At 63.4% G+C, this 14,112-nt stretch carries 12 protein-coding genes; 7 read left to right on the top strand and 5 right to left on the bottom strand.

Going from position 1 to position 14,112, the window contains the following annotated elements:
* Positions 1–2 precede the first annotated feature (2 nt).
* From F8R15_RS05740 to F8R15_RS05730, 3 genes are read left to right on the top strand one after another with little or no spacing between them, the layout of a single operon-like run.
* Positions 3–1,004 carry a dihydroxyacetone kinase subunit DhaK gene (locus F8R15_RS05740; RefSeq protein ID WP_152843914.1) on the top strand — a complete coding sequence of 334 codons (1,002 nt, stop codon included), beginning with the start codon at positions 3–5 and terminating at the stop codon, positions 1,002–1,004.
* An 8-nt stretch (positions 1,005–1,012) separates the two neighbouring features.
* Positions 1,013–1,645 (top strand): dihydroxyacetone kinase subunit L, encoded by a 633-nt coding sequence (locus F8R15_RS05735; protein WP_108722380.1) that lies wholly within the window; start codon positions 1,013–1,015, stop codon positions 1,643–1,645.
* Positions 1,646–1,653: 8 nt separating this feature from the next.
* Complete coding sequence (locus F8R15_RS05730) at positions 1,654–2,694, top strand: aldo/keto reductase (protein WP_152843913.1); 1,041 nt, start codon at positions 1,654–1,656, stop codon at positions 2,692–2,694.
* A gap of 291 nt (positions 2,695–2,985) precedes the next feature.
* Here F8R15_RS05730 and F8R15_RS05725 read toward each other — a convergent pair whose 3' ends face one another.
* The 5 genes from F8R15_RS05725 to F8R15_RS05705 all read right to left on the bottom strand — a co-directional run bounded on the left by F8R15_RS05725 (position 2,986) and on the right by F8R15_RS05705 (position 9,476).
* The gene (locus F8R15_RS05725) at positions 2,986–3,774 is read right to left on the bottom strand and encodes an outer membrane protein (RefSeq protein WP_152843912.1); all 789 of its coding nucleotides are present in this window, start codon (positions 3,772–3,774) and stop codon (positions 2,986–2,988) included.
* A gap of 148 nt (positions 3,775–3,922) precedes the next feature.
* Positions 3,923–4,756 carry a hypothetical protein gene (locus tag F8R15_RS05720; RefSeq protein ID WP_152843911.1) on the bottom strand — a complete coding sequence of 278 codons (834 nt, stop codon included), beginning with the start codon at positions 4,754–4,756 and terminating at the stop codon, positions 3,923–3,925.
* Positions 4,757–4,842: 86 nt separating this feature from the next.
* Entirely contained in the window at positions 4,843–5,598 is a 756-nt protein-coding gene (locus F8R15_RS05715; RefSeq protein ID WP_152843910.1) for a hypothetical protein, read from the bottom strand.
* Positions 5,599–6,094: 496 nt separating this feature from the next.
* The gene (locus tag F8R15_RS05710) at positions 6,095–7,336 is read right to left on the bottom strand and encodes an L-rhamnose isomerase (RefSeq protein WP_152843909.1); all 1,242 of its coding nucleotides are present in this window, start codon (positions 7,334–7,336) and stop codon (positions 6,095–6,097) included.
* Positions 7,337–7,379: 43 nt separating this feature from the next.
* Entirely contained in the window at positions 7,380–9,476 is a 2,097-nt protein-coding gene (locus F8R15_RS05705; RefSeq protein WP_152843908.1) for a bifunctional rhamnulose-1-phosphate aldolase/short-chain dehydrogenase, read from the bottom strand.
* A 192-nt stretch (positions 9,477–9,668) separates the two neighbouring features.
* Here F8R15_RS05705 and F8R15_RS05700 point away from each other — a divergent pair, with 192 nt between their 5' ends.
* From F8R15_RS05700 to F8R15_RS05685, 4 genes are all read left to right on the top strand, one after another.
* On the top strand, positions 9,669–10,472 hold the full coding sequence (locus F8R15_RS05700) for a DeoR/GlpR family DNA-binding transcription regulator (protein WP_152843907.1): 804 nt from the start codon (positions 9,669–9,671) through the stop codon (positions 10,470–10,472).
* A 38-nt stretch (positions 10,473–10,510) separates the two neighbouring features.
* On the top strand, positions 10,511–11,500 hold the full coding sequence (gene rhaS, locus F8R15_RS05695) for a rhamnose ABC transporter substrate-binding protein (protein WP_152843906.1): 990 nt from the start codon (positions 10,511–10,513) through the stop codon (positions 11,498–11,500).
* A gap of 88 nt (positions 11,501–11,588) precedes the next feature.
* Positions 11,589–13,124, top strand: a complete 1,536-nt coding sequence (locus tag F8R15_RS05690; RefSeq protein ID WP_152843905.1) for a sugar ABC transporter ATP-binding protein — start codon at positions 11,589–11,591, stop codon at positions 13,122–13,124.
* Positions 13,121–14,110 (top strand): ABC transporter permease, encoded by a 990-nt coding sequence (locus tag F8R15_RS05685; RefSeq protein ID WP_152843904.1) that lies wholly within the window; start codon positions 13,121–13,123, stop codon positions 14,108–14,110. The genes F8R15_RS05690 and F8R15_RS05685 overlap by 4 nt, the downstream gene beginning before the upstream one ends.
* Positions 14,111–14,112: the final 2 nt, after the last annotated feature.

The following is a 14,112-nucleotide window of genomic DNA, read 5'->3' as shown; positions in this document are numbered from 1 at the left end:
CGATGAAGAAATTTCTCAATAAACCCGAAGATTTCGTCGAAGAGATGCTGGAGGGGATTTACGCCGCCCATCCGGAAGTGACCCATGTCGCGGACGATCTGCATTGCTTCGTGACGGCCAACCCGGTCCCCGGCAAGGTCGGGATCGTGACGGGGGGCGGCTCCGGCCACCTGCCGCTGTTCCTTGGCTATGTCGGCGACGGGATGCTCGATGGTGCGGGCGTTGGCGGGGTGTTCCAGTCGCCCAGCTCGGACCAGATCCTCGAAGTGACCAAGCATGTCGATCAGGGGGCGGGCGTCCTCTATCTCTACGGCAACTACAGTGGCGACATCATGAATTTCGACCTCGCCGGGGAATTGGCCGAGGTTGACGATATCGAGACCGCCACCGTGGTCGGCAATGATGATGTCGCCTCCTCCCAGCCGGGCGAGGAGCACAAGCGCCGTGGCGTCGCCGGGATCGTCTTCCTCTACAAGGTCGCGGGTGCCGCTGCCGCCGAGATGAAGCCGCTCGCCGAAGTCGTCCGCCTGACCGAGAAGGCGAAGGCGCGCACGCGCACCATGGGTGTCGCGCTGACGCCCTGTATCGTTCCCGAGGTCGGCAAGCCCAGCTTCACGCTTGGCGAGGACGAGATGGAAATCGGCATGGGCATCCATGGCGAGCCGGGGATCACCCGCAAGACGCTCGAGCCCGCAGATGCCGTCGTGGACGAAATGATGGAGCGCATCTTCGCCGAGCAGGACTACGCGGCAGGCGACGAGGTGGCGATCATCGTCAACGGGTTGGGTGCGACGCCGATGGAAGAGCTCTACATCTTCTATCGTCGCATCTCGCAGCTGTTCGCAGAGCGCAACGTGAGCGTCGCGCAGGTCTGGATCGGCGAATTCGCGACCTCGATGGAGATGGCGGGCGCCTCGATCTCGGTGCTGCATCTCGATGACGAGTTGAAACCGCTGATCGCGCGCGGCGCGACGACGCCGTTCTTCAAACATATCGCGAAGTGAGGGTTGCCATGACGATGGATGCGAAGGCACTGCCGGACCTGTTCAACCGTTACCGGGACCGGTTCGCCGCCGAGAAGCAGGCGCTGATCGAGCTCGACGGCAAGGTCGGGGACAGCGATCTGGGACTGACCATGGCGAAGGGCTTCACCGCTGCGGCGACCGCCCTTGAGGAGAAGGCGCCCGAGACGCTGGCGGACGGAATGAAAACCGCAGGCGCTGCGATCGCGAAAGCTGCCCCCTCGACCATGGGCACACTGATGGCGACCGGCTTCCTGCGCGGCGCGAAGGCGCTCGACGGTGTGGACGTGATGGATACCGCGGCGCTCGCGGATTTCTGGGCGGCGTTCCGCGACGGGATCGCACAGCGCGGCAAGGCGCAGCTGGGCGACAAGACCGTGCTCGACGTGCTGCACCCGATGGCCGAGACCATCGCCGCGCAGGCGCAGGCAGGCGCATCGCCCGCCGAGGCATCACGCGCGGCGGCCCAAGCTGCGAAAGAGGCGCTGGAGGCGACCAAGGAGATGGAAGCCCAGCACGGCAAGGCTGCCGCGTTTGGCGAGAAATCCAAAGGCATTCAGGACGCGGGCGGCACTGTCGCCTGCATCCTCATCGAAGAGACAAGCGCCGCTTTCGGCGCATAGGAGAGGGCATGCACTACAATACGCTGGGACGGAGCGGGCTGAAGGTTTCAGCCCTCGCGATGGGGACTTTTACCTTCGGTGGCGAGGGCCCCTTCGCGATGGTCGGCAGTCAGGGCGTGGCCGAGGCGCGCGATCTGTTTGATTGCGTGATCGACCACGGGGTGAACCTGATCGACACGGCGAACATGTATTCTACCGGCACGGCCGAAGAGATCGTGGGCGAGGCGCTGGAAGGTCGCCGCGACAAGGTGCTGATCTCGTCAAAAGCCCGGATGCCGATCGATGATGGCCCCAATGGCGAGGGCGCGAGCCGCTGGCATCTGATCCGCGAATGCGAGCGTAGCCTGAAGCGTCTGCGCACCGATCACATCGACATCTACCACATCCACGAATGGGACGGCCAAACCCCGGTCGAGGAAACGCTTGAAGCCCTGCAGACGCTGATCGATCAGGGCAAGATCCGCTATGCGGGCTGCTCGAACTATACCGGCTGGCAGGTGATGAAATCGCTCATGGCCTCGGACAAGCCGGGTCGGGCGCGCTTCGTCACCCAGCAGATCCACTACACGCTCGAGGCGCGCGAGGCGGAATATGAGCTGCTGCCGATCGCGGTCGATCAGGGTGTCGGCGCGACCGTCTGGAGCCCGCTTGCCGCAGGGCTGCTGTCGGGCAAACACACCCGCGACAATCCGGTGGCGGAGGGGAGCCGTCAGTCCAAGGGCTGGACCGAGCCGCCGATCCGCGATCAGGAGCGGCTGTGGAAGATCGTCGATGTGCTTAACGAATTGGGCGAGGCGCATGGCGTCGAGGCCGCTCAGATCGCGCTGGCATGGCTGCTTACGCGTCCGGGCGTCGCTTCGCTGGTGGTGGGCGGCAGCACAGTGGAGCAGTTCGAGCGCAATTTCCGCGCGCTCGAAGTAACGCTCTCGGCAGACGACCTAGCCAGCCTGGACCAGGTGAGCCGCCCGCCGCTGATCTACCCGCTTTGGCATCAGGAGCAATTCGCCAAACCGCGCTTCAGCCCGGCGGACGGGATCGTGACGCGCTGAAATGGCCAGTTGAAGTTGGTGCATGAGGTCGGTCGCAGTAAGTCGCTCCGGTCGATGAAGCCTGAGACGACTACTGACGCTTTTGTGTGCTTTCGCAGTTGCCGCTAAGGTGGGGAGCAAGCGAATACTTGGGCGCATAGCAGGAATTGGGACCGAGCGAAGCGAATGACCGCTCTCCTCCCAGACCTACGGACCCGTCGCGAACGGCCCAGAGCCGACGAACGCTGACGGCAGCGAATGTCAGCGTTCGTCTATCGGGCCGTCAGCGATTTTGTAACGTCCAAGTCCGCCTCAGAGCCGCTGCAGCGGGATGCGCAGACTAATCGAGAGCACATGTGCGTCGTTTTCGAAGCTCAGCGGAGCAACCGGCGCATCGCCACTGGTCACCGGCGTGCTGCCGCCCTTCGCGGTCCCGAAGCTGTAATAGCGATAGGACATCTCGAGGATCGCCGGATGCTTGCCGGGAGGCGTCAGCTGGTAGGCCATGCCGATGCCGAGCGAATAGGCGAAATCGCCATGGGTGTCGCCCGAGAAGGTCCGGTCTACGGAGGCCTTTGCGGTGTTCGTCCGCGTCCAGTCGCTGACCTTGTTGTTCGCGTAACCAAGCCCCGCCACGACGAAGGGATGCAGGCGGGAATTGACGCCCATCTGCTCGAACGGGGAATAGTAGAGGTTACCCATCACCGCGCTGGTCGAAACCGAAGCCGCGGTGATGTCTGCATGGTCGCCGCTGGTCGTGTGCGGACCGGTGGTATGGGCGGCGCCAGTCGTGAGGAAGCTGACATCGCCGCGGAAGCCGTTCATCCAGTCATAGCCGAAGGCGATCTCGCCGAAGCCAGTCGTGTCGTTGCTCAAGTTGAAATCGATTCGCGGATCGGACGGGTAGCCGGGCGGGAGCCAGTGCTCGTCGGACGGTCGGGTGTTTGCTGCCCCGAGCCCGAAGCGCACGTAAGGTCCGTAAGTGACGCTCGCCGTGCCGACCTTGAAGAAACTGGCCGAGTCCTGCGCCGCGGCTACCCCCGGAACTGCAAAACTGAAGACAAGGGCGCAGGCTGCGGCCCGCTTGATTGAAAAAAACATTTCGATGACTCTCCGTCCGTCTCATCCATCCGCCTGACCGGATGGTCCTGTTCCGCGACATAATGGATCTCTGGCTGCGCGCGTTGAAGAAGAAACTTCTGCCCCCGCTTCACGCAAGGGCAGAGTGTTGCTTCGGTTCCATAGGGTCTCAGCCGTCGTGACCTGCGAGAACCGCGATACGCACTGCTTCGGCTTGCGCGGCGAGGCTGGTCGCCGCCGCGCCCGTCACCGGCTGGCCAAGAATGGTCGTCACCGCCGTTACCGTGGCCGCCGTGATCGGCACCGTCTTGTCGGAGGCCGTGCCGAGGAAGATCGCCTCGAGCGTTGCGGTGTTGTTCGTCACTCCGAGACTGGAGAGCGCCGAACTGCCATCCAGCGTGTCCTTGAGAAGGGCGAGGTTCTGCAGCGGCGAGTCTATGAAGGAGACGTTGTCCCAATTCAGCGACAGCTGGTCGATCGCCTGATCGAGCGGCAGGTTGTAGAACGAGACCATGGTCGGCGAAATCGTCGCCAGCGCTTCCTCATAGGCGCGCTGCAGCACGTGATCGGGCGAACGGGCCACGTTCAGCCGCCCAAGCTCGACCTCCGGGATACCCTCTTTGGACCAGACCGGCTTGGTGCCGCGGGTGCCGGACGGGGTGCCGGCTTGCGGGCCCTTGCCCTCGGAATCCGCGCCCGGGCCGCCCTGACCTTGCCCGGAAGACCCGCTGGCGCCGCCACGGCCGCCGCTCTCCTCATGCGAGCCGTCGTCCTCATGGCCGCCGCCGCTTGAGCCATGCCCGGCCTCTCCGGTCTTGCCCTTCTGTTGGCCACCATCCGTGTGGTCCCCATCGGTATGCGTGCCGCTGTCTTGCGCAAAGGCGCGCGGCACGGACAGATGGAACGTCCCAGATTTCGGGCCAAGCTGCACGGTGAGACCCAGCCCAGCGATCAGCGCAATTCCTGCCACGGCAGTTGCGCTCTTTGCAGTCTTGCGTGTCATGACTGCCTCCTTGTTATGAGATGTTGGTCGTCTTGACCCGGACCCCGCGCCAGAGGCGGGTCCGGGTCGATGTTCGTCACATGCGATCAGCCATGTCCGGCGAGGATCGCGATGCGCACTGCCTCGGCATCTGCGGCAAGAGACGCGGCCGCAGCCCCCGTGACCGGCACCCCGAGGATCTGCGTCACCGCAATCACCGTATCGGTCGTGATCGGAACGGTCTTGTCCGAAGCCGCACCGAGGAAGATCGCCGCGAGCGTGTCGGCATCATTCGAGACGCCAAGGCTAGACAGCGGGGCCGATCCCTCAAGCGTCGCCTGCAGAAGGCCGAGGTTCTGCAACGGGGAGTCTATGAAGCTCACGTTGTCCCAGTTCAGGGAGAGCTCCTCGATCGCCTGGTCGAGCGAAAGGTTGTAGAACGAAACCATCTCGGGCGAAATCGATGCGAGCGCTTCTTCATAGGCCTGATCGAGCACATGTCCCGGCGAGCGCGCGACGTTCAGACGCCCCAGTTCGACTTCCGGAATCCCTTCCTGCGACCAAGTCGGCTTGCCGCCGCCGGAGGAGGAGGGCGCGCCTGCTTGCGGCCCCTTGCCGTCGGAATCTTCGCCCGGGCCGCCTTGGCCCTGACCCTGAGATTGTCCGGTCTGGGCGCCTTTGCTGCCCTGACCCTGACCGCCTTGATTCCCCTTGCCGGTCCCTTGGCCGCCGGACTCCTGTGCATTGGCCGCGAAGCTGAACGGTCCAGCGACCGGTGCCTGCCATGCGATCGCAAGTCCCAATGCCGCAGCAAGAGCGACGAGCGATACGCGAGACTTGTTCGTGAACATTGAATTACGCATTTCCATATCCTCCTCCGTGTTGACGCCTTCGCGTCGAAGCAAGAAGAACATAGGAGGAGGGATTCCTCTTTGATCGTAGTCAATGAGATGTATGTTTCCGGATGCCTCTCACACCACCTGAGAAGTCGCGTCATCACCATCGTGACGCATTGGCAGAGGGCGCGGGACCGGTGATCTGGGCGCGCGCCGCGACCGGCAGCGAGCCTGCGTCGCTGCCGGTCGTGTCTGGCGAAGCGGACGTCCGTTTCCTGCCGATTTCCATCAGAGCGTCGCGGTCGCCCCATATCTGCCGCTTTTGTTGCTGCTGCAGGCTGCATAGTGAGTGTCTAAAGCGGACATCCAAGCCAATGCACATTAGATCGACAAATTATGGAGACTTAGCCAAGCAAAGGTAACGGCTGCGGTGGCGATGAGGCGGCGGTCCGATCGTGAGAGGTAGCCGGACCAACCGATACTTCTGCGCTTCGAAGTTCGAAGCTGTGATCAGAGGGCCTATCTAACCGCGTGTGGAAACCGTAGCCTGATAGCTCTCGAGTTCCGAGATGAGCGACAGCCCATCCGGCACGTCGTGGCGCGCGCAGAACTCCTGCCAGATCGCGCCGACAGGAAGGTCCTTCACTTCTTCGGTGACCATCAGGCGTGTGCTGAAGTCCAGCGATTCTTCCGCCGCTTTCAGCCGCTTTTGGGGCAGCAGAAGCGCGCGCAGGAGTGCCTTTTGCATATTGCGCGTGCCGATCACCCAGGCGGCGGTGCGCGAGATCGTGGCGTCGAAGAAATCGAGCCCGATATGGGTGCGCTTGAGCAGGTCAGCGAAGACCAGTTCCTGCGCCATCTGAAGAATGGAATCGTCGAGCAGGATCACGTGGTCGCTGTCCCAGCGCACCGGGCGCGAGACGTGCAGCAGCAGTTCCGGCACCGATAGCGAGACTGAGCTGAGCTTGTCGGCCACGTTCTCGGTGGGGTGGAAATGGCCCATGTCGAGACACAGCGCGATCTCGCGACGGATCGCATAACCGAGGTAGAATTCGTGGCTGCCGACGGTCATCGACTCGACGCCGATCCCGAAGAGCTTGGATTCCACCGCGTCGAGCAATTGCGCGCGGTCGAAGCCGGGCGCCATCATCGCATCGAGCGAGGCCTCCAGTCGCTGCCGCGCGGCCATTCGGTCGACGGGCGTGTCCTTCGATCCGTCGGGCACCCAAACATTGTTGACCGAGGCCGATCCGAGTGCCTTCCCGATCCTCGCCGCGATCTCGCGCGAACGCTTGCCGTGCTCGATCCAGAAGTCTCGGATGCCTTGGTCCGGGTGGCTGAGCGTCAGATTGTCGTCGGCCTTGGAGTGGGCGAAGAAAGTCGGGTTGAAATCGATCCCGTGGTTCTTCTCCTTGGCCCAATCGATCCAGCTCTGGAAATGCTTCAGCTCGATCGCGTCACGATCCGGGCTTTCATCCGTGTCGAGGTAGAAAGCGTGCAGGTTGAGCCGATGCGTGCCAGGAATTTGCCCATAGGCGAAGTCCAGATCGGCGCGCAGCTCTGCGGGGGTGCGGGCGCGGCCGGGGTGGTTGCCGGTCGCCTGAATGCCGCCGCCCGAGGCACCTGTTCGGTTTTCGAACCCCACGACATCGTCGCCCTGCCAGCAATGCAGCGAGATCGGAATCTCGGCCAGCGCGTTCAGCGCAGCCTCGGTGTCGATCTCCCAGTCGGCGAATTGGGCGCGCGCGTCCTCGTATCTGCTCATAGTCAGTCCTCCCGTCTTCTTCTCGTGGCTGGGTCCTTCACGCTCAGCGCGTGAAGGCCTGCACGTTGCCGGCATCGACATTGATGATGTTGCCGGTCGATTTTGCCGATTGCTCGGAGGCGAAGAAATAGGCGGCCTCGGCGATGTCTTCGGGCAGCACGTTGCGTTTGAGCATCGAGCGCTGGCGATACATCTCCTCCAGCCCCTCTTTGTCGGTGCCGTAGGTCGACGCGCGCTGATCTAGCCATTCGCCCGACCAGATCTTCGAGCCACGCAGCACCGCATCCGGGTTCACCACGTTCACGCGGATACCGGCCTCCGCCCCTTCGAGCGCGAGGCAGCGGGCGAGATGGATCTCGGAGGCTTTCGCGGTGCAATAGGCCGACGCGTTGGGGGAGGCGGCGAGCCCGTTCTTCGAGGCCACGAAGATGATCGAGCCGCCGATATCTTGCGCGCGCATCACCTTGAAGGCTTCGCGCGAGACGAGGAAATAGCCCGTCGACAGGATCGACATGTTCTTGTTCCACAGATCGAGCGTGGTGTCTTCGACCGGGGCGGAGGAGGCGATCCCGGCGTTCGAGACCAGAATGTCCACGCCGCCGAACTCCACCGCGATATCCGCATAGGCGGCGGCAACGGCGTCCTCGGAGGTCACGTTCATCTCGACCGTGCGAACCATGTCGGCGCCGAAGCTGGCGGCGAGCTGGTCGCGGGTCTTCGTCAGCGCCTCGGTGTCGATATCGGCGAGCATCACGCAGGCGCCCTCGGTCAGGTAGCGCTGCGCCGTGGCCGCGCCGATCCCGCCCGCGCCACCCGTGACGAGCGCCACCCGGCCAGCCAGCGATTTCGGTTTCGGCATCCGCTGCAGCTTCGCCTCTTCCAGAAGCCAGTATTCGATGTCGAAGGCTTCCTGTTCAGGCAGGCCGACATATTCGGAGACTGTCGAGGCCCCACGCATCACGTTGATCGCGTTGACATAGAACTCGCCCGAGATCCGGGCCGTCGCCTTGTCTTTGGCAAAGGTGAGCATGCCCACGCCCGGGATCAGATAGACGACCGCGTTCGGGTCGCGCAGAGCCGGGCTGTCGTCATGTCTGCAGCGCTCGTAATAGGCGGCGTAATCGTCGCGATACGCGGCCACCTGTTGTGGCAGCCCTTCGAGCACGGCGTCGAGATTGCCTTTGGCCGGATCGAACGCCACGACGAGCGGGCGGATCTTCGTGCGCAGGAAGTGGTCGGGGCAGGAGGTGCCAAGCGCCGCCAGCTCTTCCATCCGGTTCGAATTGACGAATTCCAGAACCGCGTCGTTATCGGTGAAATGGCCCACCATGTGCTGCTTGCCCGACACCATGCCGCGGATCGCGGGCATCAGGCGGGCGGCGACGGCACGGCGGTCCTCGGGGGAAAGGCTTTCGTGCTTCGCGCCACCGAAGATCGCCTTGCCAGCGGTCTGTTCCTCGAACCAGCCCATCGCCTTGTTGATGATCTCGAGCGTGAGCTCGTAGCACTCTTTCGCGTCATCGGCCCAGGTGAACAGCCCGTGGCTTTCGAGCACGACACCCTTGGCGTCGGGGTTCTTCTTGCAGAAATCTTCCAGCCACAGACCCAGCTCGTAGCCGGGCTTCTTCCACGGCAGCCAGCCGATCTCGTCGCCGAAGATTTCCTGCGTGAGCTCTTTGGAGTTCTTCGACGCAGCTATCGCGATGATCGCATCGGGGTGCATGTGATCGACATGCTTCTTGGGCACATAGGCGTGCAGCGGCGTGTCGATCGAAGCTGCGCGCGGGTTCAGGTTGAAGGTGCAATGGGGCAGGTAGCCGACCATCTCGTCTTCGAACTCCACGCCGCGATAGAGGCCCTTCAGCGCCTCCAGCTTCGACATGTAGAGCGTCGCGAACCCGTCCATCTTGATCGAACCGACATCGCCGCCGGAACCTTTCACCCAAAGCACCTCGACCATGTCGCCCGAAAGCGGATCGCGCTCCATCACCTTCGCGGAAGTGTTGCCGCCGCCGTAATTGGTGATCCGCTTGTCGGACCCCAGCAGGTTCGAGCGATAGAGCAGTTTCTCGGCTTCGGACATGTCCTTGGCCTTGGCTTCGTCCCACTTGGACTGAAGCCGCGCGGACGCGGTGTTCATGGTGGTCTCCTCCCGATCGCCCTATGAAAAAGGACGTGATCAATCTGGCTGGAGGCTGGCAGGGCTGCGACGGATTGTCAATCATAAACGATCACAAATGATCATGCTGCGGCTGCATTATGATTTTAATGATCGAAAATGATTGACAATGCCCGTAACCCTGCGCAGTCTTCCGAAACGAGGGAGGACTCGATGCACGAGAAAGAACGCCACAGGATCATTCTGTCTGCGGTTCAGGACAGGCCCGTCGTGACGGTGCCTGACATGTGTGCGCTCACCGGCGCGTCGGAGGCAACGATCCGGCGCGATATCGCGTCTTTGCACTTGGCAAAAAAGCTGCGTCGTGTGCGTGGCGGGGCAGAGGCCCTCAACCCCACGAAGTTCCCCGGTCTCGCCGGGCGGCCCTTCACGCTGAACGAAACGCTCAGGATCGCTCAGAAGCAAGCAATTGCCCGCGCGGCGGTCGAGCTGTGCGACGATGGCGATCCGATCATCATCAATGGCGGCACCACCACCTTCCAGATGGTGCACCCGCTGGCCACGCGCCAGATGCAGATCTTCACCAACAGCTTCCCGATCGCGGAGCACCTGCTGAAGAATTCGAAGAACGCGATCCTGCTGTCGGGCGGTGTCATCTACCGCGAGCAGAATATCGTCCTCAGCCCGTTCGAGAATGACGTGACGCGTAACTTCTACGCCAAGCGGATGTTCATGGGCGCGCAGGGCGTAGGGCCGCTGGGTCTGATGGAGGCGGACCCGCTGCTGATCCAGGCCGAGCACAAGCTGATCGGACAAGCCGATGAGCTGGTCGTGCTCGTCGATTCGACGAAATTCCAGAAACGCTCGTCTCTGGTTCTGTGCCCGCTTGAGCGGGCGCATACCATCATCACCGATGACGAGATCACCGATCGTGCGGCAGCCATGCTTGAGGCTGCCGGCGTCAACCTGATCGTGGCGCATCCGACCGCCGCGAAGCAGCAAGAAGCCGGAGCCTGAAGCCCCGGCCGCGTCGGAAAACAGGGAGGAGACCTGAAATGAAACTGACCAAACTTGTCACCACCGCTGCTGTGGCGCTGGCCATGATGGCGGGCACGGCGTCGGCGAAGGAGATGCGGATCGCGCTCGTCGTCAAGGCGCTCGGCATCGGCTTCTTCGAGGCCGCCCACAAGGGCGCGGAAGAGGCTGCGAAGGATCTGGGCGACGTGAAGGTGATCTACACCGGTCCGACCGACACCACCGCTGAAGGCCAGATCGAAGTACTCAACTCTCTGATCGCGCAGAATGTCGACGCGATCGCAGTGACCGCGAACGACACCGACGCGCTCGTGCCGACGCTGAAGAAGGCGATGCAGCGCGGGATCACCGTGATCTCGTGGGATTCCGGTGTCGCAGCCGGTGGCCGCGAGATGCAGCTCAACCCGTCCTCGACCGAGCTGATCGGCAAGATGCTGATCAAGATGGCTGCCGACAACATGCCCGATGGCGGCGATGTCGCGGTGCTTTCGGCCAGCTCGACCGCGACGAACCAGAACAACTGGATCGCGGCGATGAAGGACGACATGGGCAACTATCCCAACATCAACCTCGTCGCGACCGTTTATGGTGACGACCTCGCCGACAAATCCTATCGCGAGGCGAAAGGCCTGATCGAGAAATACCCGAACCTCAAGGCGATCATCGCACCGACCTCGGTGGGCATCGTGGCGGCGGCCAAAGCCGTGACCGATGCGGGCAAGATCGGTGAGATCAACGTGACCGGTCTGGGTCTGCCCTCGGAGATGGCGGCCTATGTCGAGAACGGCGCCTCGAAGAGCTTCGCGATCTGGAACCCGATCGATCTGGGCTATGCCGCGACCGAGATCGCCTACAACCTCGCCAAGGGGAATGCGAAGGCGGAACCCGGCGCGAAGATCCCGATGGGTCGTCTGGGTGAAGTGACGCTCGACGACAATACCGAGGGCGCGATGGCTGATCCCTTCGTCTACGACAAATCGAACATCGAGCAGTTCAAAGACATCTTCTGATCTTTGAGCCGCACGAGCGGCAGGCGCGGGGCCTCGCGCCTGCCCGACACACCCGGCCCTGCGTGGGCCCAATGATTTCAGGCTGATCATGACACAGACAGATCAGAGCCCGGGCGGAGCCCGCGTGCTCGACCTTGAAGGCATCGTGAAAACCTTTCCCGGCGTGAAGGCGCTCGATGGGGTGAACCTGTCGCTCCGGGCCGGTGAGGTTACGGCGCTGGTGGGCGAGAACGGCGCTGGCAAATCGACGATCGTGAAGATCCTGACCGGGATCTACCAGCCCGACGGGGGCGAGATCCTGCTCGATGGCGCGCCGACCCGCTTCCCCGACGCCGATGCTGCCGCGCGCGCCGGTGTCACCGCAATCCACCAGGAAACCGTGCTGTTCGAAGAGCTGACGGTCGCCGAGAACATCTTCATCGGTCACGCGCCGCGCGGACGTTTCGGGATGATCGACTGGGCCGCGATGCGCAAACGCGCCACCGAGATCCTGCGCTCGATCGGGGCCGATATCGACGCCGAGGTGAAGCTCGCCGATCTCGGCATCGCCTCGCGCCACCTTGTCGCCATCGCTCGCGCGCTCTCGGTCGATGCGCGCGTCGTGATCATGGACGAGCCGACCGCCGCGCTCTCGCATAAGGAGATCGAGGAGCTGTTCGAGCTGGTCGATATGCTGAAAGGCCAGGGCAAAGCGATCCTCTTCATCTCGCATAAGTTCGACGAAATCTTCCGTGTCGCCGACCGCTATACGGTGTTCCGCGACGGGCAATTCGTGGGCGAGGGAAAGATCACCGATGTGACCCACGACGATCTGGTGAAGATGATGGTCGGCCGCGCGGTCGATCAGGTCTTCCCCAAGCGCACGCCGTCCATCGGCGCGCCGGTCCTGACCGTCGCGGGCTACTCGCACCCGACCGAGTTCGAGGACATCAATTTCACCCTGCGACGCGGCGAAATCCTCGGCTTCTACGGGCTGGTCGGCGCGGGCCGGTCGGAATTCATGCAGTCGCTGATCGGGATCACCAAGCCGTCGAAAGGCGCGGTGCGCATCGACGACCACGTGCGGGTGATCCGCTCGCCCGCTGCCGCAATCGACGAAGGCATCGTCTATGTGCCCGAAGACCGTGGCAAGCAGGGCGCGATCACCGATTTGCCGATTTTCCAGAACGTCACGCTGCCCTCGCTGGGCAAGACGTCGCGGCACGGCTTCACCCGGATGGCCGAGGAATTCGCGCTCGCTCGGACTTATTGCGAGCGGCTCGATCTGCGCGCGGCCTCGCTGGATACGACCGTGGGGTCGCTCTCGGGCGGCAACCAGCAGAAGGTCGTCATCGCGAAATGGCTCGCGACGCAGCCGCGGGTGATCATCCTCGACGAGCCGACTAAGGGGATCGACATCGGCTCCAAGGCGGCGGTGCATGACTTCATGGCGGAACTCGCCGCGGAAGGGCTCGCCGTGATCATGGTCAGCTCGGAAATCCCCGAAATCCTCGGCATGTCCGACCGTGTCATCGTGATGCGCGAGGGCCGGATCGTGGCTGAGCTGGAAGGGGGCGAGTTGTCGCCGGAAGTACTGGTGCGCCACGCCGCCGGAATCGAAGAGCAGATGGAGGCGGCGCAATGAACATTCGCAACATCCCGCGCGAGGCAATCCTCGGGCTTGTCATCGTCGCGCTTTGCGGCGTGATCGCGGCGCGCTTCCCCGCCTTCGTGCGCCCCTCGAACCTGCTCAGCGTCGCGACCGACACCGCGCCGCTGATCATGCTGGCGCTCGGCCAGTTCGCGGTGATCCTGACCCGCTGCATCGACCTGTCGGTGGCGGCGAACCTCGCCCTGACGGGGATGATCTGCGCGCTTCTCAACATGGCGATGCCGGGCTTTCCGATGGTACTGATGCTGGCGCTCGCGCTGGTCATCGGCGCGTTCCTCGGGGCGGTCAACGGCGTGCTGGTCTGGAAAGTCGGTATCCCGCCGATCGTGGTCACGCTGGGCACGATGACGGTGTTTCGCGGCATCATCTTCCTGCTGTCTGGCGGGTCGTGGGTCAACGCCCATGAGATGAGCGACAGCTTCACCCAGTTCCCGCGCATCCCGTTCCTCGGGATCGAGTTGCTGGCGTGGATCGCCGTCATCGCTGTCGCGGGCGTCTATCTGTTGGTGACGCGCACGCCTTTGGGCCGCGCCTTCTATGCGGTGGGCGGCAACCCCCATGCGGCGGTCTATACCGGCATCGACGTGGGGAAGACGCAGTTCCTTGCCTTCGTTCTTTCGGGGGCGCTGGCGGGCATGACCGGCTATCTCTGGGTCGCGCGCTACGCGGTCGCCTATGTCGAGATCGCCAACGGGTTCGAGCTGGACGTGGTCGCCGCCTGTGTCATCGGTGGCGTGGCGATCGCGGGCGGTGCCGGCTCCGTGGGCGGCGTTGTCTTGGGCGCGCTGTTCCTCGGCGTGATCAAGAACGCGCTGCCGGTCGTGAACATCTCGCCCTTCTGGCAGCTCGCGATCTCGGGCGCCGCGATCATCATCGCGGTGGCGCTGAACGCGCGGTCGAACCGGCCCAAGGGGCGCATCATCCTCAAGAAAGCGGAGCATAGCCATGAGCCTGTCTGAGA

Source organism: Thioclava sp. JE_KL1 (assembly GCF_009296265.1).
Taxonomy (GTDB): domain Bacteria; phylum Pseudomonadota; class Alphaproteobacteria; order Rhodobacterales; family Rhodobacteraceae; genus Thioclava.
The sequence above is the reverse complement of the archived record's forward strand: the minus strand, read 5'-3'. Positions and strand labels throughout refer to the sequence as shown.

Bases quoted from the DNA above. Each gene is read 5' to 3' on its own strand.
- F8R15_RS05740 (WP_152843914.1), top strand. From the start codon at position 3: ATGAAGAAATTTCTCAATAAACCCGAAGATTTCGTCGAAGAGATGCTG.
- F8R15_RS05735 (WP_108722380.1), top strand. From the start codon at position 1,013: ATGACGATGGATGCGAAGGCACTGCCGGACCTGTTCAACCGTTACCGG.
- F8R15_RS05730 (WP_152843913.1), top strand. From the start codon at position 1,654: ATGCACTACAATACGCTGGGACGGAGCGGGCTGAAGGTTTCAGCCCTC.
- F8R15_RS05725 (WP_152843912.1), bottom strand. From the start codon at position 3,774: ATGTTTTTTTCAATCAAGCGGGCCGCAGCCTGCGCCCTTGTCTTCAGT.
- F8R15_RS05720 (WP_152843911.1), bottom strand. From the start codon at position 4,756: ATGACACGCAAGACTGCAAAGAGCGCAACTGCCGTGGCAGGAATTGCG.
- F8R15_RS05715 (WP_152843910.1), bottom strand. From the start codon at position 5,598: ATGCGTAATTCAATGTTCACGAACAAGTCTCGCGTATCGCTCGTCGCT.
- F8R15_RS05710 (WP_152843909.1), bottom strand. From the start codon at position 7,336: ATGAGCAGATACGAGGACGCGCGCGCCCAATTCGCCGACTGGGAGATC.
- F8R15_RS05705 (WP_152843908.1), bottom strand. From the start codon at position 9,476: ATGAACACCGCGTCCGCGCGGCTTCAGTCCAAGTGGGACGAAGCCAAG.
- F8R15_RS05700 (WP_152843907.1), top strand. From the start codon at position 9,669: ATGCACGAGAAAGAACGCCACAGGATCATTCTGTCTGCGGTTCAGGAC.
- rhaS (WP_152843906.1), top strand. From the start codon at position 10,511: ATGAAACTGACCAAACTTGTCACCACCGCTGCTGTGGCGCTGGCCATG.
- F8R15_RS05690 (WP_152843905.1), top strand. From the start codon at position 11,589: ATGACACAGACAGATCAGAGCCCGGGCGGAGCCCGCGTGCTCGACCTT.
- F8R15_RS05685 (WP_152843904.1), top strand. From the start codon at position 13,121: ATGAACATTCGCAACATCCCGCGCGAGGCAATCCTCGGGCTTGTCATC.